We start from the raw sequence: 22,743 nt of genomic DNA on the forward strand, positions 1-22,743 counted from the left end.
TCATAGCGGGATATTGTCGTGCTTCTTCCAGGGATTTTGCATATCCTTGTTGCGAAGCATGCGCAGCGCCCGCGCGACGCGACGCCGGGTCGAATGCGGCATGATCACCTCGTCGACATAGCCGCGTTCGGCGGCGACGAAAGGCGACAGGAAGCGATCCTCGTAAGTCTTTGTATGAGCGGCGATTTTCTCCGGATCGCCGATGTCCTTGCGGTAGATGATCTCGACCGCGCCCCTGGCGCCCATTACCGCGATCTGCGCCGTCGGCCAGGCATAGTTCATGTCGCCGCGCAAATGCTTCGAAGCCATCACGTCATAGGCGCCGCCATAGGCCTTGCGGGTGATAACGGTGATCTTCGGCACGGTCGCCTCGGCATAGGCGAAGAGCAGCTTGGCGCCGTGCTTGATCAGCCCGCCATATTCCTGCGCGGTGCCCGGTAGGAAGCCCGGTACGTCGACGAAGGTGACGATCGGGATCGAAAAACAGTCGCAGAAGCGCACGAAGCGTGCGGCCTTGCGGCTCGCGTCGGAATCGAGCACGCCGGCCAGCACCATCGGCTGGTTGGCGACGAAGCCCACGGTTCGGCCCTCGACGCGGCCGAAGCCGGTCACGATGTTCTTGGCAAAGCTCTGCTGTATCTCGAAGAAATCGCCTTCGTCCGCGACCTTCAGAATCAGTTCCTTGATATCATAGGGCTTGTTGGCATTGTCGGGGATCAGCCGGTCGAGCGACAGGTCGTGATCCGTCACCGACTGATAGCACTCGATCTCGGGGATTTCGGCTGTGTTCGACGCCGGCAGCAGGTCGACCAGCCTACGCATCTGCAGCAGTGCCTCGACATCGTTGTCATAGGCGCCGTCGGCGATAGAGGATTTGGTGGTGTGAACGGAAGCGCCGCCAAGGCTCTCCGCGGTCACCGTCTCGTTGGTCACCGTCTTCACCACATCCGGTCCGGTGACGAACATGTAAGAGGTGTCGCGCACCATGAAGATGAAATCGGTCATCGCCGGCGAGTAGACATCGCCGCCGGCGCAAGGCCCCATGATCAACGAAATCTGCAGGATGACGCCGGAGGCCAGCACATTGCGCTGGAAGATCTCGGCATAGCCGCCGAGCGCGGCTACGCCTTCCTGGATGCGCGCGCCGCCTGCATCATAGAGGCCGATGATCGGCGCGCGGTTGCGCAGCGCCATTTCCTGGACCTTGATGACCTTTTCGGCATGCGCCTCCGACAGCGAGCCGCCGAACACGGTAAAATCCTTGGCGAAGATATAGATCGGGCGACCGTTGACGGTGCCCCAGCCAGTAACGACGCCGTCGCCGGCGATCTTGGTTTTCTCCATGCCGAAATCGGTCGAGCGATGCTCGACATACATGTCGAACTCCTCGAACGACCCCTCGTCGAGGAAGACCTCGATACGCTCGCGGGCGGTGAGCTTGCCCTTCTTGTGCTGAGCCTCGATGCGGTTCCTGCCGCCGCCCATGCGGGCAATCTCGCGACGGCGCTCGAGTTCCTTCAGCACATCCTTCATCGCACGGTTCCCCAAACGGATAAGTGGGTTTGTGGTAATGGCGAGGGCAGGGCAGCGCAAGCGCCCTTTGTTTTGCTGCGCTGCAACATCGCCTCTTGCATTTCAGACCGGACTCGGCCATATGCGGCGGCATAGGCGCTTGGGCCGGCCTGTCCGGCTTTCTCCACGAATGAGACTGGTTGCGTCTGTTTTCCCTCTTTCAAATCGGCCCCGGCCGATCGGCAAGACGGCGAAAAAGCCCCGGGGCATGAAGCCCGCGGGCACGACAGCGCAGCCGCGCGGACGTTTCCCGTCCGCCGCCTTGTCGTTTCCTGATGATTGTTTCGACGGCAGGTTGCGCCCTGCCGCCATTTGACGTTTGCGGCGATTGCGCCGCTTGAAAGAAGATAGATTTGACCAACGAAAAAACTCTCCCCGGCAACGACGCTGGGGAACTCTCCGGTTTCGCGGCCCTTGGCATCGGCGGCGCGCTGCTGAAGGCCACGCTTGCCGCTGGCTTCACCGAGCCGAAACCGATCCAGGTGCAGGCGATTCCGCCGCAGCTCGAAGGCCGCGACATCTTTGGTATCGCCCAGACCGGCTCGGGCAAGACGGCGGCCTTCGCGCTGCCGATCCTGTCGAAGATCATCGGCCTCGGCACCAAGCGCCGGCCGAAGACGGCGCGCGCGCTGATCCTGGCGCCGACGCGTGAGCTTGCCGTGCAGATCGAGGACACCATCAAGCTGCTCGCCAAGGGCGCGCATATCTCGACCGCGCTCGTGCTCGGCGGCGTTTCGCGCTTCAGCCAGGTGAAGAAGATCGCCCCCGGCGTCGACGTACTGATCGCTACGCCCGGACGGCTGACGGACCTTGTGCGCGAGGGCGATCTCATCCTTGCCGACACCAAATGGCTCGTCCTCGACGAGGGCGACCGCATGCTCGACATGGGCTTCATCAACGATGTCAAGCGCATCGCCAAGGCGACCGCGCCGGATCGCCAGACGGCGCTGTTCTCGGCCACCATGCCGAACGAGATCGCCGAGCTCGCGAAAGGCCTCTTGAAGGATCCGGTCCGCATCGAGGTCGCGCCGCAAAGCACGACCGCCGCTGAAATCGTGCAGAGCGTGGTGCTTGCCCGCACCAAGCAGAAGCGCCAGGTGCTGTCCAAGATGCTGGCCGACGAGGCGATGCGCACGGTGATCGTGTTCTCACGCACCAAGCACGGCGCCGACCGCGTCACCAAGGATCTCGTACGCGACGGTTTCGAAGCCGCCGTCATCCACGGCAACAAATCGCAGAACGCCCGCCAGAAAGCGCTTAACGACTTCCGCGAGGGCTCGGTTCGCGTCCTGGTTGCCACCGATATCGCCGCGCGCGGCATCGACGTGCCCGGCATCAGCCATGTCGTGAATTTCGACCTGCCGGACGAGGCGGAAAGCTACGTCCATCGCATTGGCCGTACCGGCCGCAACGGCAGGGACGGCATCGCGATCACGCTCTGCGATCCTTCGGAGAATGCCAAGCTGCGGCAGGTCGAGCGCATCATTCGCATGAAGCTGCCGGTCATTGCCGATCATCTCGGCAGTCCGGATCCGCAGCGCGAGCCCAGGGAAAAGACCGAGCGGCATTTCGAGCCGGCCAATGACCGCGAGCATCATGGCGGTCGCCGCGATGGTCGCCGCCCGGGCAATGGTGGCGGCAAGAAGCGTTTCGCCGGCAAGCCCAATGGCGAGCGCGGACCGAAGCCGCAGGGCGAACGCCCAGCGGCCGCCCAGCCGAATGGCCAGCGCAAGCCCGACGGCTTCAAGCGCTTCAAGGGCAACAACAAGCGCCGCTTCGGCGGCAAACGTCCGGCGAACCGGGCTGCCTGAGCCCATCAAATCCGATCCGAGGAACGGCCGGAGCGACGCTCCGGCCGTTTTCGTTTCAATGGCCTGCTTGCCGCTGCATCAGCGCCTTCACCCACACCACGATACGTTGGGTGAGGAAAGCCGTGGTCTGCGGCGACAACACATCGCCGGCGATGACGTGATTGTCCGGATCGCCGGTGTCGTCGACCGGCACCAGCTCGTGCGGAGCGCCCCAGCGCCCGGCGATCTCACGCGTGCGGTCCGGCCGCACCACCTTGTCGGCATCCGAGAAGATGAACAGGGCAGGGATTTTCGCCGTCTCGACCGGCGCCTCATAGGCAAGGTTAGTGAGCGCTGCCATCGGCAGCACCGCCCTCATCGGATACTTGGTGGTCCAGAATTTCTCGTGCAGTGCGTTGCGCGCCGGAAAGCTGCGCTCCTTGCCGCCGACAAGCTCGGCGATCTGCCTGCCCCAGGGCATGGTCAGGAGCTCGGCGCCGGAGGCCTTGACCCCGAAATTCGGCGATATCAACGCGATCGCTGCAACATCGTCGGATGCGCCCGGCTGCGTTGCGGCCCACGCCGCCAGCGAGGCGCCGGTCGAGGTTCCGATGACGATCACCTTATCGCCGATGGCCCGGCCAATGGCCAAAGCCTCCTCATAGTCGTTTATCCATGCATTGACGCTGCCTTGCGCCATCGCCGCGCCGTCCTGGCCGTGACCGGTCAGGCGCGTGTAAAAAAGGTTGGCGTTCAGTTCGTCCGCGATATCGTCCGGCAAGGGGCGAACCTCGCCCTTCGAGGCCGAAAAGCCATGGACATAGACGATGGCCAAAGGCGTCTTGGCGTGGACCATCGGGTTCGCCCAGATGATCTCCTTGTCGAGCCCGTCGCGGATGTTGGGCACGGCAGCCTCCTCACGCGCCAGATAGGCCTGCGGATCATCGCCGATCACCGATGGATTGAAACGGATGGTGGTGTCGACCGGCACGCGCGGGCCGAGAAAGAAGCCGGCGACCAGGATGACTGCAAGGCCAAGCACCGCCAGCACGATCCGCCGCCCCATTCCAGTCTCCAAGCAATGATTCTCAACCTATGGCCGCCCCCGCCGGCAAGCAATCGCGGTCTCGCCGGCTTATGATGCCTTGTCGCGGGACGGATCCTTTCCGCCGGGCAGCCTGCGATCGAAATGCAACGGCCGCCCCCACCAGTGGGTGGTGACGCCGATGACGAAGCGGCCGATTGGCCGCGGCAGCAGGCCGAGCAGCTTCAACGGCCAGCTTATGTGATACGGGAAGGTGACTTCGAAGCGGCCCTTCCGGATACCGCGCGCCATGCGGCGGGACGCGCGGTGCACAGGCATGAGGCCCGGCATCGGCAGCTTGTTCTTTTCGGTCAAAGGCGTATCGATGAATCCCGGATTGATGACCTGGACTCGGATGTTCATCTTGTCGAAGTCGTATTTCAGCGACTCCGCCAGGATGTTGATCGCGGCTTTGGTGCCGCCATAGGCCGCCGTTGTCGGCCAGCCGGAATAGGCGGTGACGGATCCGACCAGAACGATGTGACCGCGTCCGCGCACGCGCATATGCTCGACGACAGGAACCACGCCGTTGACGATGCCGAAATAGTTCACCGCGAAGGAGCGATGGAAATCGCGCACCACCAGATTCTCGCCGGGGGTCGCGATGTAGTTGCCGGCGTTGAAGACGGCAAGCACGATCGGCCCCATCTGTTCTTCGATCGCGGCGGCCGTGCGCGCCATGCCTTGCTCGTCGGTCACGTCGCAGGGAAAGGACCTCACATGCCCGGGCATTTGCGCCGTTTCGACGATCAGCGTATCGGCCGGATCTTGCGGCAGGGAGGTCACCGCCACGGCATAGCCTTGATTGGCGAGATCCCTGGCCAGCGCCCGGCCAAGCCCGCTGCTGCCGCCCGTGATCCAGGCGACACCGTCTTTCGGATTGGCCCGGTAGAGTGTCATGGGGTGTCCTGCGGATGTTCCGGTTTGCTCTAGCGGCGGAGAAATTGAATGAAAAGAGCGGTTCTTGCGCCTGGCGTTGAAATGATCGCGAGCATTGCACCATCTGGAATGCGACTGGACCAGGCAAAATCTTGCCTTGAAACCGCGGCGTCCGGTTTTTAGGGTCTCGCCGCACACATGAAGGAATCCCACATGCCCCGTTCTGTGATCGAAGCGATCGGCAACACGCCCCTGATTCGGCTCAACAAAGCTTCGGATGCGACGGGCTGTGAGATCCTCGGCAAGGCCGAATTCATGAATCCAGGGCAATCGGTGAAGGATCGGGCCGGCCTGTTCATCATCCGCGACGCCGAGCAGCGCGGCCTGCTCAAGCCTGGCGGGGTCATCGTCGAAGGCACTGCCGGCAACACCGGCATTGGTTTGACGCTGGTTGCCAAGGCGCTCGGCTACCGCACCGTCATCGTCATCCCCGAAACGCAGAGCCAGGAAAAGAAGGACACAATCAAAATCCTGGGCGCGGAGCTCATCGAAGTGCCGGCGGCGCCCTACAAGAACGCCAACAATTACATAAAACTGTCCGGCCGTCTTGCCGAGCAACTGGCGCGCTCCGAGCCCAACGGCGCGATCTGGGCCAACCAGTTCGACAATGTCGCCAACCGCGACGGTCACGTCCGCACGACCGCGCAGGAAATCTGGGCCCAGACAGGCGGCAGGATCGACGGCTTTGTCTCGGCGGTCGGCTCCGGCGGCACGCTTGCCGGTGTCGCGCTCGGGCTCAAGGGCAAGAGCAAGGACGTCAAGATCGCACTCGCCGATCCGCTGGGCGCGGCGCTCTACAGTTTCTACACCAGCGGCGAGTTGAAATCCGATGGCAACTCGATCACCGAAGGCATCGGGCAGGGCCGCATCACCGCCAATCTCGACGGGTTCGCGCCCGACTTCTCCTACCAGATCCCTGACGAGGAAGCGTTGCCCATCATCTTCGACCTGATCCAGGAAGAGGGTCTCTGTGTCGGCGGCTCGACCGGCATCAACATCGCCGGCGCCATCCGGCTGGCGCGCGAGCTCGGACCCGGCCGCACGATCGTGACGATCCTTGCCGACTACGGCACGCGCTACCAGTCCAAGCTCTTCAATCCGGAGTTCCTGCGCGGCAAGAATCTTCCGGTGCCGGGCTGGATGGAAGCGAAGACCGACATTTCCCTGCCGTTCGAAAAGGTAGCATGATGGCGCGCAAGACAGAGGCGCTGTTTCGCGACGACGCCTATCAGAAGACGGCCGAAGCCGAGGTCGTCGGCATCAACGATCGCGGCGGCATTCTTCTCGACCGCACGATCTTTTATGCGACATCCGGTGGGCAGCCGGGCGACACCGGCATGCTCGAACGTGCCGACGGCCGCCGCATCGCCATCGCCGCTACCATCACCGGCGAGACCAAGGACGAGATCATCCATGTGCCGGCGCCGGAAGAGGCCTTACCGGCAGTCGGCGAAAGGTTGAAGCTCCTGATCGACTGGGAGCGGCGGCACCTCCTGATGCGCATGCATTCCGCCTGTCACCTGCTGACCGTCGTCTGTCCGTTTCCGATCACTGGGGCGGCGGTCGCCCAGGACGACAGCCGTGTCGACTTCGATATCCCCGACGCCGGCTTCACCAAGGAGGATGTGACGGCCCGGCTGATGGAGCTGGTGCGCGCCGACCATCCGATCTTCACCCGGCTGATCACTGACGAGGAGCTCGCCGCCAATCCCGGCCTCGTCAAATCGAAGAACGTCCGCCCGCCCGTCGGCACCGGCAGGATTCGCCTGGTCTGCATCGGCGACGACGGTTCGGTCGACAGCCAGCCCTGTGGCGGAACGCATGTGAGGTCGACCGGCGAGGTCGGCGACATACATATCGGTAAGATCGAGAAGAAGGGCCGCGAGAACCGGCGCTTCCGCATACGCTTTGGACCGATGCCGGCGAACTGACCGCCGGATGATTGGGATCGAGACGACCTGAAATCATCCGAAGAGGTAGAGCATGATGTCGCCCGAAAACCGCTCCACATTCCTCGGCATCAGGCTCTAAGCGCGAAAGCAGGGCAGGGAGAACAGAATGGCGCAGGACAGTCCGTTCATCGTCGACGCCGATTGGCTGGAGAAACGGCTTGGCGAGCCCGGCCTCACCATTATCGACGCCTCCTGGTACCTGCCGGCACAAAAACGCGACGCCCGCGCCGAATACGATGCCGCCCACATTCCCGGAGCGCGCTTCCTCGACCAGGATGCGGTTTCCGATCCGGATTCGAAACTGCCGCACACACTGGCCTCGCCGCAGCACTTCGCCCAATATGTCGGCGCCATGGGCGTATCGGCCGACGACACCATCGTCGTCTATGACGGGCCCGGCCTGTTCTCGGCGCCGCGCGCCTGGTGGATGTTCCGCGTCATGGGCGTCTTCCAGGTCTACATCCTGAATGGCGGACTTGACCGCTGGAAGGCCGAGGGCCGGCCCGTGACGGCCGAGCCGACCAAGATCGCGCCGAGTGTGTTCTATGCCGATTTCGACAAGGGCCGGGTCGTTAGTCTCGACGAAATGCGCAGGATCGTTGGCAGCCAAGAGAGCCAGATCGCCGACGCGCGCTCGGCCGGCCGCTTTGCCGGAACCGATCCGGAGCCTCGCCAGGGCGTCCGCTCGGGCCACATGCCGGGTGCGCACAATGTCCCGATCACCGCGCTTGCCGAGAATGGCGAGCTGCTGCCCCAGGACCGCTTGCGCAAGGTGATCGAGGATGCGGGTATCGACCTCTCGAAGCCCGTTGTCACGTCTTGCGGCTCGGGCATCACGGCGGCGGCGATCACGCTGGCGCTGGAGACGCTCGGCCATACGGACAACCGGCTTTACGACGGGTCCTGGACTGAATGGGGCGGTCTCAGCGACACGCCGGTGGTGACAGGGAAAGAATGATGGAAAACGGCACGCCGCAAGATATCGATGTCACGGTCACATTCCTGGAGATGCACGCGGCGCCGGCGGTTTCGCCGCCGATCCCCTACAATCGCCAGATCGCGCTGCTGAAGACGAAAGATATCCCGCTCCATTTCTACCGCTATCTGATGGATCGCGTCGGGCGCAAATGGCATTGGGTCAACGTGCTGAGGCTAAGCGACGAGGAGCTTGCCGCCGGCCTGCACCGCGAGGACCGCGACATCCGCGTGCTCTATCTCGACGGCGCTCCCGCCGGCTTCTTCGACCTCAAGCCGCATCTTCCGGACGAAGTGGAGCTCGCCTATTTCGGCATGATGGAACACGCGCACGGCCAGGGCATCGGCCGCTGGTTCCTTGGCGCCGCGATCTCGGCGGCCTGGGCGCATGGGCCGAGGCGTGTCACCGTACAGACCTGCACGCTCGACCATCCGGCGGCTCTGCCGCTTTACCAGAAGCTCGGCTTCACACCGGTGGCGCAGAAGAAGGAGGTCGTGCACCCGCTGACCTTCGCCGAGCGCTCTGCCAGCGTCATGCGAGACTAAAGCCGTCCAAGTGCTTCCGGAAAAGCCGCAACACGCCTTTCCCGGAACCGCCTTGCGCCTGACCATCCCGTTCATCGCCGCTTCAGACTGTCTTTGCCATTGTCCGGCCGCATTAAGGCCGGGCTTACACGAGACAAAGACATGTTGACTCGACGTACATTTGCCGTGGCTATGATTGCGGCGATTGCCATGCCGAGCCTCGCATCGGCGCAGGCGACCACGCCTTCGGCCAGGACGATCGAGCGGCAGCTCGATGCCGCGCCCAGGAAGAGGTTGCGCCCCAATGAACGCGTCACCATTCGCGAGTTCAAGCGCCGGCCGGATCTGCGGCGCATGGCCCGTTCGATCGACATCCAATCAATCAATTTCGAATTCGGCTCGGCCGCCATCGCCCCCTCGCAATATGGCAAGATCGAAATCATCGCCGACGCGCTCCATCGCATCCTGCGCCGCGACCGCGGCGCGCGCATCCTGATCGAGGGCCACACCGACGCCGTGGGTTCTTTCGAGTCGAACCAGATCCTGTCCGAACACCGCGCCGCCTCGTTGAAGCGGACGCTGGTAGGCGAGTTCGGCGTTCCCTCCTTCGCGTTGGAGACCGTCGGCTATGGCGAGGAATTCCTGCTTGTGCCGACCCAGCGGGAGAACTGGCGCAACCGCCGCGTGACGCTGCGCCGCTTCGACGATTTCGTGCGGTAACGTTTAGTCCGACGCCGCCAATATTCGAGGGCCTGGTTGTGCAAAGCAGCCGGGCTCGTTCACATGCGCGCGCCGCCAGTCAGGAATCGGGTGGGAGGCACAATCACCAAGACATAATTTCCGGGCATCGACACCGGAGATTTGCCATGAGCATCCAGTTCAAAGCCTTGCCGACCGAAGCCGTGCGCGCCTTGCAGCGGGGAGGGCCCGATGCCTATGGCCGCACCCCGGAGCACCGGATTTCCGACGGCGACGGCGTGCCCTGCAGGCATTGCCTCAAGAACGTCGCAGCGGGCGAGGGCTACCTGATCGTGGCCTACAGGCCATTCCCGGAACTGCAGCCCTATGCCGAAACCGGCCCGATCTTCCTTCACGCCAAGGAATGCGAGCGCGCCGCAGACGGGGAAGCGCTGCCGGAGATGCTCGAAAGCAGCGACTATATTGTCAGGGGCTACGGCAAGGACGATCGCATCGTCTATGGCAGCGGCGCGGTCACGCCGACGGGTGACATCGCCACCCGTGCGCAGACGCTGTTTGGGCGCGACGACATCGCCTACATCCACGTCCGTTCTGCGCGGAACAATTGCTATCAATGCCGGATCGAGCGGGCCTGATCCCAAACTGGCATGACCCAAAAAGAAGCCCGCCGATGGTCAGGCGGGCCGTTGGAGGGTCTGACAGAAGCTGTCGGCAAGTGCCGTCCGGGTCGGACATGTCCGACCCGGCAAGCAGCGCAGGCCGCCAGTAACGGCGCGTGTCTAGGCGTCTTTCCTGACAGCCGAATGTGAAGCATTTCACACAAGGAAGCATAATGGTGGGGAAGATGGGAACCGGGCCTTCCAAGACTGTCGTATTCCCGTCGTACTACTCCGCTAAACAGTAATCGTTGATGATTTGTCGACCGCGGATGGACCGGCGACAGATCGCAACATCGAGGAAGCGGGGCTTTTGCTCCGCTTTTTTGTTGCCCGGATTCGGTGCCAATTCTGCGCGCAAGAAAAAGCCCGCCGGAATGACCGGCGGGCGCGGCAGGAGCAAGTTCAGGCCGGATGTCAGGCGGCGAGCATGGCCTTCGGCTCGACCATTTCGTAGCCGAGCGCCTCGGCGACGGCGCGGTTTGTGATCTTGCCCTTATGGACATTGAGGCCGTTGCGCAGGTGGTGGTCGTCGACCAGCGCCTTGAGGCCCTTGTCGGCGAGCTGGAGCCCATAATGCAGCGTCGCATTGTTGAGCGCATGCGCCGAAGTGACCGGCACGGCGCCCGGCATGTTGGCGACGCAATAGTGGATCACGCCATCGACCTCATAGGTCGGATCGGCGTGCGTCGTGGCATGCGAGGTCTCGAAGCATCCGCCCTGGTCGATCGCGACATCGACCAGCACCGAGCCCTTCTTCATGCCGGAAAGCATTTCGCGGGTGACGAGCTTGGGCGCGGCTGCGCCCGGGATAAGCACGGCGCCGATGACGACGTCGGCCGAGAAGCATTCCTCTTCCAGCGCCTCGACCGTCGAATAGCGCGTATGCACGCGGCCGCCGAAAATGTCGTCGAGCTGGCGCAGGCGCGGGATCGAGCGGTCGATGATGGTGACATCGGCGCCGAGGCCGGCTGCCATCTTGGCCGCATGCAGGCCGACGACGCCGCCGCCGAGCACGGTGACCTTGCCGGGCAGCACGCCGGGCACGCCGCCGAGCAGCACGCCACGGCCGCCATTGGCCTTCTGCAGCGCGGTGGCGCCGGCCTGGATCGACAGGCGGCCGGCAACTTCCGACATCGGCGCGAGCAGCGGCAGGCCGCCGCGGTCGTCGGTCACGGTCTCATAGGCAATCGCGGTGACGCCCGAAGCGAGAAGACCCTTGGTCTGCTCCGGATCGGGAGCGAGGTGCAGATAGGTATAGAGGATCTGGCCGTCGCGCAGCTGGACCCATTCGTTGGGCTGCGGCTCCTTGACCTTGACGATCATGTCCGACTTGGCGAACACGTCCGCGGCCGTCTTGGCGATGGTGGCGCCGGCGGCGCGATAGGCGTTGTCATCGGCGCCGATTCCGGCGCCCGCGCCTGTCTCAACCAGCACTTCATGGCCATGCGCGACATATTCGCGGACCGAGCCGGGCGTCATACCGACGCGATATTCATGGTTCTTGATTTCCTTGGGGCAGCCGACACGCATCTTCTTCTCCTGTCCGCGCCCTTTCAAAGGGCGCTCTCCCTGTCATTCGCGCATGCCATCGGCTCCGAACGCGGAGGTGGACACGCAATAATAGCAGTCAACCACGAATCGTTCCGTATGTGTTTGCGAATGCACTTGCAGCGATGGTCGCTCTTCGATAATCGTTGCGCGAAACGACTGAAAATTCGCAGGAATCACGAAAAATGCCGCTCGATAGGATTGATATCGCCATTCTGGAGACTTTGCAGAAGGATGGACGGATTCCCAATGCGGCGCTTGCAGAGAAGGTCGGTCTTTCCCAATCGGCCTGTTCTCGCAGGCTCGACAATCTGGAGAAATCAGGAACCATCCGCGGCTATCACGCCCGGCTGTCCAATTCCGCGCTCGGCCACCAGATGACGGCAATCGTGCACATATCCCTGTCGGGGCAATTCGAAAAGACGTTGTCGGATTTCGAGGCGGCGATCAAGCGCTGCCCAAATGTGCTTTCCTGCCACCTGATGTCGGGCGAATACGATTACATCCTGCGCATCGCGGCCAAGGACCTCGTCGACTACGAGCGCATCCACAAGGAATGGCTGTCGGCCATGCCGCATGTGACGAAGATCAACTCATCCTTCGCCTTGCGCGAGATCGTCGATCGCACGGCGGTTGGGCTGCGGCCCGAGATGGCTTGACCCTCACTTACCTTCGGCAGCCTCCGTCACCACAGTCGTCATCGGAATGTCGTGCGGCTGCGGGTAGATGGTCGGGATGCGTTGCAATTCGTAGCCGACGCCGATGACCAAAGGCCTGAACGGCATCGCGGCGAGCGTCCGGTCGTAGAAGCCGCCGCCATAGCCCAGTCGGTATTTGCCGGGATCGATGCCGACGATCGGCGAGATCACGATGTCGGGCAGCACCGGATCGCCTTCGGCCGGGATCGGAATGTTCCAGACACCCTTTTCCAGCCGGTCGCCCGGTCTGTAGGCGCGAAACACCAGGGGTTGTCCCTTTTCGATGACGACAGGCAGCGCGGTGCGGCCGCCGCGCTCATTGATCGAGACCATCCAGCCGCGCAGATCCGGCTCGCCGCGAAACGGCCAATAGAGGCTGACCATCCGGCCGTCTATATCGCCGATCAGCGCGTCGATGCCGTCCGCGATGCGTGCCGACATGGCGGCGCGCGCGTCGGCTGAGACGGCGAGGCGGGCATTGATGAGCCGCTCGCGCTCGGCCTTGCGCCATCGCCTGACATCCGTCCAGTCGGAGAGCGGCTCCCGATATTCCGGTTCGAGCTCATGCATGAAGCAGGGCGGCGATGCGTATTGGGCCGGCCCTTCGTCGTCGCGATTATCAGCCATGATAGGTTCCTGTCGTGCTGTCTCACGCTATACCTGTGGCAGGGCGCGCTACATGTGCATTCACGACGCGACGCGACGACTCTGGGGCATGTTTCCTGTCCGGCACGATGTTGTTGCAGTGCACAAAAATACCTACATCCCTGAGTGATCGTTCTACGTCGCGAGATGGATGAAATGAGCGAAACCGAGCATCATGTCGTGGTCGTTGGCGCCGGGTTCGGCGGGCTCGAGCTCACCCGCGCGCTGCATGGCGCGCCAGTGCGCATCACCATGATCGACAAGCGCAATCACCATCTGTTCCAGCCGCTGCTGTACCAGGTGGCGACGACGTCGCTGGCAACCTCGGAGGTCGCCTGGCCGATCCGTCATCTGCTGCGCCGGCGCAAGGACGTGACGACGCTTCTCGGCAATGTCACCGGCGTCGACCGCGCCGGCAAGCGCGTGCTGCTCGAAGACGGCAGCGCGATCCCCTATGACACGCTCGTGCTCGCCACCGGCGCGCGCCACGCCTATTTCGGCCATGACGAGTGGGAACCGTTCGCGCCCGGGCTGAAGACGCTCGAGGATGCCACCGCGATCCGGCGCCGCATCCTGCTAGCCTTCGAGCAGGCGGAACGCGAGGCCGACCCGGCGAAGCGCCAGGCGCTGCTGACGCTGGTCATCGTCGGCGGCGGGCCGACCGGCGTCGAGCTCGCCGGCACCATTGTCGAGCTCGCGCATGACACGTTGCGCGGCGAATTCCGCAACATCGACACGCGTCAGGCACGCGTGGTGCTGATCGAGGCCGGCGACCGGATCCTGGCCAATTTCGCGCCGCAGCTTTCCGACTATGCCCGTAAGGCGTTGGAACGGCTGGGCGTCACCGTCGAGCTTGGGCGCCCGGTGACACAACTCGATGCCGAAGGCGTCGTCTTCGGCGACAAGCGCCTGCCGGCAAGGACGATCATCTGGGCGGCCGGCGTTGCCGCTTCGCCGGCTGCCGAATGGCTGGGCGCGGCGGCCGATCGGGCGGGCAGGGTGCTGGTCGAACCCGATTTGACGGTGCCGGGCAATCCCGACATCTTCGTCATCGGCGACACCGCGCATGTCTTGCGGCCGGATGGAACGCCGGTGCCGGGCGTAGCGCCCTCGGCCAAGCAGGAGGGCAAGCATGTCGCCGCGACGATCAAGGCGCGGCTCGCCGGCGACACGGCGACGCGCCCCTTCCAGTACCGGCATGCCGGCGACCTTGCGACAATCGGCAAGCGCGCCGCCGCCATCGATTTCGGCTGGTTCAAGCTCACCGGCTGGCTCGCCTGGTGGCTCTGGGGCATAGCGCATATCTATTTCCTGATCGACTTCCGCAACCGCCTCGCGGTCTCGCTTAGCTGGCTATGGATTTATCTCACCGGTCAGCGAAGCGCGCGTCTGATCACCCAGGGCGACGACGACAAAAGCTGATTCCTCGCCTTCATCGACACGTCACCTTGTCGTGATCGAGCCGGGCAAGGCGGACCAGCCGCTCATCAACACAGACTTCCCCTCCTACAATTTCCACGTCATCGACGGCGTCACTTACAGGATCGACCTGTCGCAACCGCCGAAATACGATGCCAAGGGTGGCGTGGCGAACGCCGGTTCCAACCGCATCGTCGACCTGAAATTCGACGGAAAGCCGATTGATCCGGCAGCGAAATTCGTCGTTGCCACCAACAATTACCGCGCCGGCGGTGGCGGCAATTTCCCCGGCATCGATGCTTCGAAGATCATCTACAAGGCACCGGACACCAGCCGCGACGTGATAGTGCGCTATGTCGTCAGCGAGGGTACGATCAATCCTTCCGCCGACGACAACTGGTCGTTCGCGCCGCTGCCCGGCGCCAGCGTCCTCTTCGAGACCGGGCCGAGGGCCAAGGACTTCATCACCGGGGTGAAATCCCTGAAGATCGAGCCTGCCGGCGAAGGCGAGGCAGGCTTCGCCAGGTACCGCATCACGCTTTGATCCGGCCTACCTGGTGGGCGGTTCGACTAGAGCCGGCCGTGCACTCCGTGCGGCGCTGCCTCGCCTTCCGCCGGCACAAAGGCAAAAGCGGCACCAGGCAAAAAGCAGTGAACTGGCAAGATCGCCGCGGCTCCCGCTCTGGTCCCGGCCATTCACATGCGGTAATTTTTAGCCATGCGTTATGTGATCGTCATTGTCGCCATCACCTTCTTCCTGATCTGGGACGGTCTTTACAATCATGGCCACTATCTCGATGTGACCGTGCGGGAAATGTCGCGCATCGTGCGCTACGTCACCGGGTAAGGTCTCGCTGGGTCGCGCTGCGGGCGCGACATCGTTGCCGGTTGACGTCTGGGCATTGCTCCCACAGAAACCCCGCTGAACCGACGAGCAGGGAGGCTGGCTTGATCCGGCACATCGTTTTCTTCAGCGTGCGGCGCAAGGAAGATATCGAGGCTGTGCGCTCGGGCCTGCTGGCGCTAGGCAACATTCCTCACTCGAAGCATTTCGAGGTCACGCTCAACACCAAGGTCGATCTGTTCTCCAACGCGATCGACGTGGTCGTCTATGCGGAGTTCGAGGACGAGGCCGCCCTTGCCGCCTACAAGGCGCACCCGATTTACGCCGACACGACCAGCAAGGTGAAGCCGCTGCGCGAACTGCGCTATTCGGCCGATGTCGTGGCCGCCGCCTGAGCCGGCAGAGCGCTCTCCGTCGGTCCGCCGCTCTTGAACCGCGGGCCGGAATGGGGCACATCCCGCCGGCATGATCGAAAGCTCCGCCCATCCGCTCGACCATCTCGTGCTGCCGACACGGAGCCTCGATACCGTACGGTCGCGTCTGGCCTCGCTTGGCTTCGTTGTCGCGCCCACGGGCATCCATCCTTTCGGCACGGAGAATGCCTGCGTCTTTTTCGCCGACGGCACTTACCTGGAGCCACTTGCTACCGGCAATGAACAGACGACGGACCGCGCCATAGGCGAGGGTAATGTCTTCGTCGCACGCGACCGCCTTTACCGTCAGACCCTTGGCGATGAAGGCTTTTCCGCTGTCGTGTTCGCAACCGCCAATGCCGATGCAGATCATGCGCGCTATATCGAGGCTGGCCTCTCGGCCGGCGAGATGCTGAGCTTCTCCCGGGCCTTCGCCGACGCAAACGGCAAAAGCGAAACCGCTTCCTTCAAGCTGGCATTCATATCCGACAAGGAGGCCGATGAGGCGTTTCTCTTTGCCTGCCAGCGCATCAACGCGCCGAAAATCGACCGAACGGCCCTGCAGGCGCACGGTAATGGCGTGACGGGTATTCTCGAAATCGTCGCCGTCAGCGACAGACCAGCCACGCAGATTGGATTGATCGCCACCGCTGCCGGGGCGGATGCAAGCGGCGGCGATGCCGTGCGGCTGCCGAATGCGGTCCTCAGCGTTCTCTCGTCTGAAGACTATGGCTCGCGCTTCGGCTTGATGGCCACGCCATCACGGCATCTGCGCTTCGTGGCCATCGTCCTCTCGGTGCGCGACAAAGCTGCCGTGATGCGCCTGCTTGCGAAGAACGCCATCGATCACAACATGAGCGGCAACGATATCGTCGTTGCACCGGCGCCCGGACAGGGCGCCGCCTTCATCTTCCGGGAGACCCCATGAGCAAGCCCCTGGCGCCCAACGCATCGGTAACCGTCGGCAAGGTCGTCTTCGCCAACCATGCGCCGCTGTCGCTGATCGCCGGCCCGTGCCAGCTTGAATCGCGCCAGCACGCTTTCGACATGGCCGGCGCGCTGAAGGAACTGACACAAGGGCTGGGCATCGGCCTCGTCTACAAGACCAGCTACGACAAGGCCAACCGCACCTCGCTGTCGGCGACGCGCGGCGCCGGCCTCGACGCGGCGATGCCGATCTTCGACGATCTGCGCAAGGAGTTTGAGCTCCCGGTGCTGACCGACGTCCATACCGAGGAACAATGCGCGATCGTCGCGCCGCATGTCGATGTCCTGCAGATTCCGGCCTTCCTGTCGCGCCAGACCGACGTGCTGGTGGCCGCGGCCAAGACTGGCAAGGTCATCAATGTGAAGAAGGGCCAGTTTCTCGCGCCCTGGGACATGAAGAACGTCGTCGCCAAGATCACCGGCTCCGGCAATCCGAACGTGCTTGCCACCGAGCGCGGCGTCTCGTTCGGTTATAATACGTTGGTCTCGGACATGCGCGCGCTGCCGGTCATGGCCGAGATCGGCGCCCCGGTGATTTTCGACGCGACCCATTCCGTCCAGCAGCCGGGTGGGCAGGGCGGTTCCTCCGGCGGCGAACGGCGCTTCGTCGAAACGCTCGCGCGCGCGGCCGTTGCCGTCGGGGTGGCCGGTGTCTTCATCGAAACCCATCAGGATCCCGACAACTCGACATCTTCCGACGGTCCGAACATGGTTCCGTTGAAGGACATGCCGGCGCTGCTGGAAAAGCTGATGGCTTTCGATCGGATCGCCAAGGGCCAGTAGGGCGGAACGCGAAAGTCTGGAACCTTAGCCCGCTCCCCTCATTGTCCAGACGGACATTCCAATGAGAGGAGCACAAGAATGACTACTCCGTCTGGCCACACCGAAGCCATCGCGGCTTCACGCGTCATTGGCACTTCGGTTTACAACACCGCTGGCGACAACATCGGCAGCATCGAGGACGTGATGCTCGACAAGATGTCGAACGGCATCATGTTCGCCGTCATCGGCTTCGGCGGCTTCCTCGGCATGGGCGAAAAATATCACGCGATTCCCTGGGCAAGCCTCGACTATGACGAGAACCAGGGCGGCTACGTCGTGCCGTTCACCAAGGAGCAACTGAAAGCCGCACCGGCCTATTCCATCGAGGAACTGACCGGTGCCGATGGCGAAGCTGCGCGCGATGCGTCCTTCGAGTATTACCATGTGAAGCCTTATTGGCATTAACAGGCGGCACATCGCGAATCGAAAGGCCCCCGCATACGCAATGCGGGGGCCTTCTTCGCTCTATTCTGCTGCGTGGAGAGTAGACAATTCCATCGAGCTTTGCTGCGGTTTCTGATGGTCGCATGATGTCAGGAACGCCGCGGCGATCAGGAACAAACTCACGATACCGCTCAACTGGGACATGGCGAAACTCCTCCTGTTTCGCCCCGCGCGAACACGACCATAGATGACAACGGTACGCGACGCGCATGACTTATGATGACAGAAATTTGCGTTCCGTGAATCCGGCCCGCGGCAATAATTGCGGCGCCGCCGATTGCCTTTTGCGCCGCTTTGGCTAAGAGGGGCGCGACGCTTCAATCGATCAATCGGGGACATCGCAATGACCGCCATCATCGACATTGTCGGGCGTGAAATCCTGGACAGCCGTGGCAATCCGACCGTCGAGGTCGATGTGGTGCTGGAAGACGGCTCGATGGGCCGCGCCGCGGTGCCGTCGGGCGCGTCGACCGGCGCGCATGAGGCGGTCGAACTGCGCGACGGCGGGCCTCGCTATCTCGGCAAGGGCGTTCAGCGCGCGGTCGAGGCCGTGAACGGCGAGTTGTTCGAGGCGATCGGCGGCATGGAAGCCGAGAACCAGATCCATATCGACCAGACGATGATCGAGCTCGACGGCACCCCGAACAAGAGCCGTCTCGGCGCCAACGCCATCCTCGGCGTGTCGCTGGCGGTCGCCAAGGCCGCGGCGGAAGCCGCCGGCCTGCCGCTCTACCGCTATGTCGGCGGCACCAAGGCGCACATGCTGCCGGTGCCGATGATGAACATTATCAATGGCGGCGCGCATGCCGACAACCCGATCGACTTCCAGGAGTTCATGATCCTGCCCGTCGGCGCGCCGACGCTGCGCGACGGCGTGCGCTGGGGCTCGGAGATCTTCCACACGCTGCGCAAGAAGCTCAAGGACGCCGGCCACAACACCAATGTCGGCGACGAGGGCGGCTTCGCCCCCAACCTGAAGAGTGCGCCGGCGGCGCTCGATTTCATCATGGAATCAATCGAGAAGGCCGGCTTCAAGCCGGGCGAGGATGTCGCGCTCGGCCTCGACTGCGCGGCGACCGAGTTCTTCAAGGACGGCAACTATGTCTATGAAGGCGAGAAGAAGACCCGCGACCCGAAAGCCCAAGCCAAGTATCTCGCCAAGCTGGCTGCCGACTATCCGATCATCACAATCGAGGACGGCCTCGCCGAGGACGACTGGGAAGGCTGGAAGATCCTGACCGACCTGATCGGCAGGACGGTCCAGCTCGTTGGCGACGACCTGTTCGTCACCAACACGGCGCGGCTGCGCGACGGCATCCGCATGGGCGTCGCCAATTCGATTCTGGTCAAGGTCAACCAGATCGGCTCGCTGACCGAGACGCTCGACGCGGTCGAGACCGCGCACAAGGCCGGCTACACCGCCGTCATGTCGCACCGTTCGGGCGAGACCGAGGATTCGACCATCGCCGACCTCGCGGTCGCCACCAATTGCGGGCAGATCAAGACCGGCTCCCTGTCGCGTTCGGACCGCATGGCCAAATACAACCAGCTTATTCGCATCGAGGAAGAGCTCGGCAAGCAGGCGCGTTACGCCGGTAAGTCGGTGATCAAGGGCTGATCCGGCCTGTTCTGACGATCCTCAAAAAGGGCGGGCCACTCCCGCCCTTTTCGTTTCCGGCCACCGTGCAATGGGTCGTCCGTAACCGTCCATTAAGCACAATCGGGCGAAATACGACTCATGGTCGCTTGCGTTCGCGGCCGCGAGGGTTCGGGTCATGTGGACACGTCAGCACAAGCAGCGAAACACCGGCAGGCTGATCATCCCCTCGCTTTGCGTGCTGTTCCTGGCCTATTTCGGCTTCCACGCCTATCACGGCGAATTCGGCATCTATTCCAAGTACCGGCTCGAGGCCCGGGCGGTCGAACTGCAGGCCCAGCTCGATGCCGTGAAGGCGCGCCGGATCGACTTCGAGCGCCGTGTCCAGCTGATGCATGAAGGCACGCTGGAGAAGGACATGCTTGACGAGCAGGCCCGAAAGGCGCTCAATCTGTCCCAGCCCGACGAAATCACCATCATGCTGCCCGCGCCGACGAAATAACCGACCTTCGGTTAATCGCCTTTATTCGCAATGATTATAATCGCTTAGATGCATGCCAGCCATGCATTTTTCAGCATGGCGCAATGCATTCTTGCATGTTAGCCTCACGCAAATCGGTGGGGAGGCGATCGATCTCCCTGATGTCCGCGAAGAGACGCTAACAGGGAGTGACGCATGGCCACCGCCGCCAAAAAAGCGCCCGCCAAATCCAGATCCGACAAACAGCCCAATCTCTCAGCGCCCAAGCCCGCTGATTTCACCAAGGAAGAAGAGCTTTCCGCTTATCGGCACATGCTCTTGATCCGCCGCTTCGAGGAGAAAGCCGGCCAGCTCTACGGCATGGGCTTCATCGGCGGCTTCTGCCATCTCTATATCGGCCAGGAGGCCGTCGTCACCGGCATGAAGATGGCGCTGGTCGAAGGCGACCAGATGATCACCGCCTATCGCGACCATGGCCACATGCTGGCGATGGACCTGTCGCCGCGCGGCGTCATGGCCGAGCTCACCGGGCGCCGCGGCGGCCTGTCGAAAGGCAAGGGCGGCTCCATGCACATGTTCTCCAAGGAGAAGCATTTCTATGGCGGCCACGGCATCGTCGGCGCCCAGGTGTCGCTCGGCACCGGTCTCGCCTTCGCCAACCGCTACCGCGACAACAAGAACGTCTCGCTCACCTATTTCGGTGACGGCGCGGCCAACCAGGGCCAAGTCTATGAAAGCTTCAACATGGCCTCGCTGTGGAAGCTGCCGGTGATCTACATCATCGAGAACAACCGCTACGCCATGGGCACGTCGGTGTCGCGCTCGTCGGCGGAGACCGACTTCTCCAATCGCGGCGCTTCCTTCAAGATCCCCGGCTTCCAGGTCGATGGCATGGACGTTCGCGCCGTGAAGGCCGCGGGCGAGCTCGCCACGGAATGGTGCCGCGCCGGCAACGGCCCGCTGATCCTAGAGATGCAGACCTACCGCTATCGCGGCCATTCGATGTCCGATCCCGCCAAATACCGCTCCAAGGAGGAAGTGCAGAAAATGCGCTCCGAGCACGACCCGATCGAGCAGGTCCGGGTGCGGCTGCTCGACAAGAAGTGGGCAAGCGAGGACGAACTCAAGGCCATCGACAAGGAAGTCCGCGACATCGTCGCCGACGCCGCCGAATTCGCCCAGAACGACGCCGAGCCGGATCCGTCCGAGCTGTGGACCGACATCGTACTCTAAGGAGAGGGCAAGGACATGCCGATCGAAATTCTCATGCCCGCGCTCTCGCCGACGATGGAAGAGGGCAATCTTTCCAAATGGCTGAAGAACGAAGGCGACAAGGTCGTCGCCGGCGATGTCATCGCTGAGATCGAGACCGACAAGGCGACGATGGAAGTCGAAGCCGTCGATGAGGGCACGCTCGCCAAGATCGTGGTTCCCGCCGGCACTGAAGGCGTCAAGGTCAACGCGGTCATCGCCGTGCTTGCGGTCGATGGCGAAGATGTCGACACGGCCGGCGAAGGTATCGGTGAAGAGGAGCCGCCAACCAAGACTGAGGCAGCGCCGGCTCCGGCACAAGCCGCGGCCAAAAGCGGGGCTCCCGCTCCTGTCGCCGCAGCGCCGAAGACGGAAGTCGCCGCCGATCCGGACATTCCCGCCGGCACCGAAATGGTTTCGACCACGGTGCGCGAAGCGCTGCGTGACGCCATGGCCGAGGAAATGCGCCGGGACGGCGATGTCTTCGTCATGGGCGAGGAAGTTGCCGAGTACCAGGGCGCCTACAAGATCACGCAGGGCCTGCTGCAGGAATTCGGGCCGCGCCGCGTCGTCGACACGCCCATCACCGAGCACGGCTTTGCCGGCGTCGGCGTCGGCGCGGCGATGGCGGGGTTGAAGCCGATCGTCGAGTTCATGACGTTCAACTTCGCCATGCAGGCGATCGACCAGATCATCAATTCTGCGGCCAAGACGCTCTATATGTCCGGTGGCCAGATGGGCGCGCCGATCGTCTTCCGTGGCCCGAACGGCGCCGCGGCCCGCGTCGCCGCTCAGCACTCGCAGTGCTACGCCGCCTGGTACAGCCATATCCCCGGCCTAAAGGTGGTGATGCCCTATACGGCAGCCGACGCCAAGGGCCTGCTCAAGGCCGCGATCCGCGATCCGAACCCGGTCATCTTCCTCGAGAACGAGATACTCTACGGCCATTCCTTCGAGGTGCCGAAACTCGACGATTTCGTGCTGCCGATCGGCAAGGCGCGCATCCACAAGCAGGGCAAGGACGTCACCCTCGTCTCCTTCGGCATCGGCATGACCTATGCGGTCAAGGCGGAGGCCGAATTGCGCGGCATGGGCATCGATGCCGAGATCATCGATCTCAGGACAATCCGGCCGCTCGACTTCGACACGATCATCGCCTCGGTGAAGAAGACCAACCGCCTCGTGGTGGTGGAAGAAGGTTTCCCGCAGAACTCGGTCGGCGATCACATCGCCAACCAGGTCTCGCAGCGCGCCTTCGACTTCCTCGACGCGCCGGTGATCACCATCGCCGGCAAGGATGTCCCGATGCCTTATGCGGCGAATCTGGAAAAGCTGGCTTTGCCCAATGTCGGCGAGGTCGTCGAGGCAGTCAAAGCCGTCACCTATCGCTGAGCCGGTC

Annotated in this window: 23 protein-coding genes and 1 pseudogene; 19 read left to right on the forward strand and 5 right to left on the reverse strand. The window is 63.2% G+C overall.

Annotated features, from left to right (window positions below; all coding sequences use genetic code 11):
• On the reverse strand, window positions 1-1,533 hold the full coding sequence (locus ACVMIM_RS20650; RefSeq protein ID WP_476114205.1) for an acyl-CoA carboxylase subunit beta: 1,533 nt from the start codon (window positions 1,531-1,533) through the stop codon (window positions 1-3).
• A 392-nt stretch (window positions 1,534-1,925) separates the two neighbouring features.
• On the opposite strand from ACVMIM_RS20650, the gene ACVMIM_RS20655 reads away from it, so the two are divergent.
• Window positions 1,926-3,383, forward strand: coding sequence for a DEAD/DEAH box helicase (locus ACVMIM_RS20655; protein WP_476114207.1), 1,458 nt, complete (start codon window positions 1,926-1,928; stop codon window positions 3,381-3,383).
• A gap of 55 nt (window positions 3,384-3,438) precedes the next feature.
• On the opposite strand, the gene ACVMIM_RS20660 is transcribed toward ACVMIM_RS20655, so the two are convergent.
• Together ACVMIM_RS20660 and ACVMIM_RS20665 are read right to left on the reverse strand one after the other, a co-directional pair.
• Window positions 3,439-4,428, reverse strand: coding sequence for an alpha/beta hydrolase (locus ACVMIM_RS20660; protein WP_476114208.1), 990 nt, complete (start codon window positions 4,426-4,428; stop codon window positions 3,439-3,441).
• Between the two features lie 69 nt (window positions 4,429-4,497).
• The gene (locus tag ACVMIM_RS20665; protein ID WP_476114210.1) at window positions 4,498-5,346 is read right to left on the reverse strand and encodes an SDR family oxidoreductase; all 849 of its coding nucleotides are present in this window, start codon (window positions 5,344-5,346) and stop codon (window positions 4,498-4,500) included.
• A gap of 192 nt (window positions 5,347-5,538) precedes the next feature.
• Between ACVMIM_RS20665 and ACVMIM_RS20670 the strand changes: the two genes are divergently transcribed.
• The 6 genes from ACVMIM_RS20670 to ACVMIM_RS20695 all read left to right on the forward strand — a co-directional run bounded on the left by ACVMIM_RS20670 (window position 5,539) and on the right by ACVMIM_RS20695 (window position 10,171).
• A complete protein-coding gene (locus ACVMIM_RS20670; protein WP_476114212.1) occupies window positions 5,539-6,573 on the forward strand; it encodes a cysteine synthase A in 1,035 nt (344 codons plus the stop codon).
• Complete coding sequence (locus ACVMIM_RS20675; protein ID WP_476114213.1) at window positions 6,573-7,316, forward strand: alanyl-tRNA editing protein; 744 nt, start codon at window positions 6,573-6,575, stop codon at window positions 7,314-7,316. Before ACVMIM_RS20670 ends, ACVMIM_RS20675 begins: the two co-directional genes overlap by 1 nt.
• A 127-nt stretch (window positions 7,317-7,443) precedes the next feature.
• On the forward strand, window positions 7,444-8,295 hold the full coding sequence (gene sseA, locus ACVMIM_RS20680; protein ID WP_476114215.1) for a 3-mercaptopyruvate sulfurtransferase: 852 nt from the start codon (window positions 7,444-7,446) through the stop codon (window positions 8,293-8,295).
• The gene (locus ACVMIM_RS20685; protein WP_040994683.1) at window positions 8,295-8,858 is read left to right on the forward strand and encodes a GNAT family N-acetyltransferase; all 564 of its coding nucleotides are present in this window, start codon (window positions 8,295-8,297) and stop codon (window positions 8,856-8,858) included. The genes sseA and ACVMIM_RS20685 overlap by 1 nt, the downstream gene beginning before the upstream one ends.
• Before the next feature lie 141 nt (window positions 8,859-8,999).
• Window positions 9,000-9,557, forward strand: coding sequence for an OmpA family protein (locus ACVMIM_RS20690; protein ID WP_476114217.1), 558 nt, complete (start codon window positions 9,000-9,002; stop codon window positions 9,555-9,557).
• 146 nt (window positions 9,558-9,703) lie between these two features.
• Entirely contained in the window at window positions 9,704-10,171 is a 468-nt protein-coding gene (locus tag ACVMIM_RS20695; protein WP_476114219.1) for a DUF1203 domain-containing protein, read from the forward strand.
• Window positions 10,172-10,609: 438 nt separating this feature from the next.
• Here ACVMIM_RS20695 and ald read toward each other — a convergent pair whose 3' ends face one another.
• A complete protein-coding gene (gene ald / locus ACVMIM_RS20700) occupies window positions 10,610-11,725 on the reverse strand; it encodes an alanine dehydrogenase (protein WP_476114220.1) in 1,116 nt (371 codons plus the stop codon).
• Window positions 11,726-11,928: 203 nt separating this feature from the next.
• On the opposite strand from ald, the gene ACVMIM_RS20705 reads away from it, so the two are divergent.
• Window positions 11,929-12,402: an Lrp/AsnC family transcriptional regulator gene (locus tag ACVMIM_RS20705; RefSeq protein WP_040994689.1), complete on the forward strand. Its 474-nt coding sequence runs from the start codon at window positions 11,929-11,931 to the stop codon at window positions 12,400-12,402.
• A gap of 3 nt (window positions 12,403-12,405) precedes the next feature.
• Here the strand turns inward: ACVMIM_RS20705 and ACVMIM_RS20710 are convergent, their stop codons facing one another.
• Window positions 12,406-13,068 carry a 5-formyltetrahydrofolate cyclo-ligase gene (locus tag ACVMIM_RS20710; RefSeq protein WP_476114222.1) on the reverse strand — a complete coding sequence of 221 codons (663 nt, stop codon included), beginning with the start codon at window positions 13,066-13,068 and terminating at the stop codon, window positions 12,406-12,408.
• Between the two features lie 174 nt (window positions 13,069-13,242).
• Here ACVMIM_RS20710 and ACVMIM_RS20715 point away from each other — a divergent pair, with 174 nt between their 5' ends.
• From ACVMIM_RS20715 to ACVMIM_RS20765, 11 genes and pseudogenes are all read left to right on the forward strand, one after another.
• Complete coding sequence (locus tag ACVMIM_RS20715) at window positions 13,243-14,508, forward strand: NAD(P)/FAD-dependent oxidoreductase (protein WP_476114224.1); 1,266 nt, start codon at window positions 13,243-13,245, stop codon at window positions 14,506-14,508.
• A gap of 34 nt (window positions 14,509-14,542) precedes the next feature.
• Window positions 14,543-15,049 (forward strand): annotated as a pseudogene (locus tag ACVMIM_RS20720) (5'-nucleotidase C-terminal domain-containing protein); the annotation flags it as partial.
• Window positions 15,050-15,223: 174 nt separating this feature from the next.
• Window positions 15,224-15,352, forward strand: a complete 129-nt coding sequence (locus ACVMIM_RS20725; RefSeq protein ID WP_278048436.1) for a hypothetical protein — start codon at window positions 15,224-15,226, stop codon at window positions 15,350-15,352.
• 101 nt (window positions 15,353-15,453) lie between these two features.
• Window positions 15,454-15,744, forward strand: a complete 291-nt coding sequence (locus ACVMIM_RS20730; protein WP_040994693.1) for a Dabb family protein — start codon at window positions 15,454-15,456, stop codon at window positions 15,742-15,744.
• Between the two features lie 70 nt (window positions 15,745-15,814).
• Window positions 15,815-16,690, forward strand: coding sequence for a VOC family protein (locus ACVMIM_RS20735; RefSeq protein ID WP_476114225.1), 876 nt, complete (start codon window positions 15,815-15,817; stop codon window positions 16,688-16,690).
• On the forward strand, window positions 16,687-17,532 hold the full coding sequence (gene kdsA, locus ACVMIM_RS20740) for a 3-deoxy-8-phosphooctulonate synthase (RefSeq protein WP_476114227.1): 846 nt from the start codon (window positions 16,687-16,689) through the stop codon (window positions 17,530-17,532). Before ACVMIM_RS20735 ends, kdsA begins: the two co-directional genes overlap by 4 nt.
• Before the next feature lie 78 nt (window positions 17,533-17,610).
• Complete coding sequence (locus ACVMIM_RS20745; protein WP_040994700.1) at window positions 17,611-17,976, forward strand: PRC-barrel domain-containing protein; 366 nt, start codon at window positions 17,611-17,613, stop codon at window positions 17,974-17,976.
• A 382-nt stretch (window positions 17,977-18,358) separates the two neighbouring features.
• Window positions 18,359-19,633: a phosphopyruvate hydratase gene (gene eno, locus ACVMIM_RS20750; RefSeq protein ID WP_476114229.1), complete on the forward strand. Its 1,275-nt coding sequence runs from the start codon at window positions 18,359-18,361 to the stop codon at window positions 19,631-19,633.
• Window positions 19,634-19,790: 157 nt separating this feature from the next.
• Window positions 19,791-20,114: an FtsB family cell division protein gene (locus ACVMIM_RS20755; RefSeq protein WP_095818097.1), complete on the forward strand. Its 324-nt coding sequence runs from the start codon at window positions 19,791-19,793 to the stop codon at window positions 20,112-20,114.
• A 174-nt stretch (window positions 20,115-20,288) separates the two neighbouring features.
• Entirely contained in the window at window positions 20,289-21,326 is a 1,038-nt protein-coding gene (pdhA, locus tag ACVMIM_RS20760; RefSeq protein WP_040994706.1) for a pyruvate dehydrogenase (acetyl-transferring) E1 component subunit alpha, read from the forward strand.
• 15 nt (window positions 21,327-21,341) lie between these two features.
• Complete coding sequence (locus ACVMIM_RS20765; protein ID WP_476114231.1) at window positions 21,342-22,736, forward strand: pyruvate dehydrogenase complex E1 component subunit beta; 1,395 nt, start codon at window positions 21,342-21,344, stop codon at window positions 22,734-22,736.
• Window positions 22,737-22,743: the final 7 nt, after the last annotated feature.

This window comes from Mesorhizobium sp. USDA 4413 (assembly GCF_056280365.1).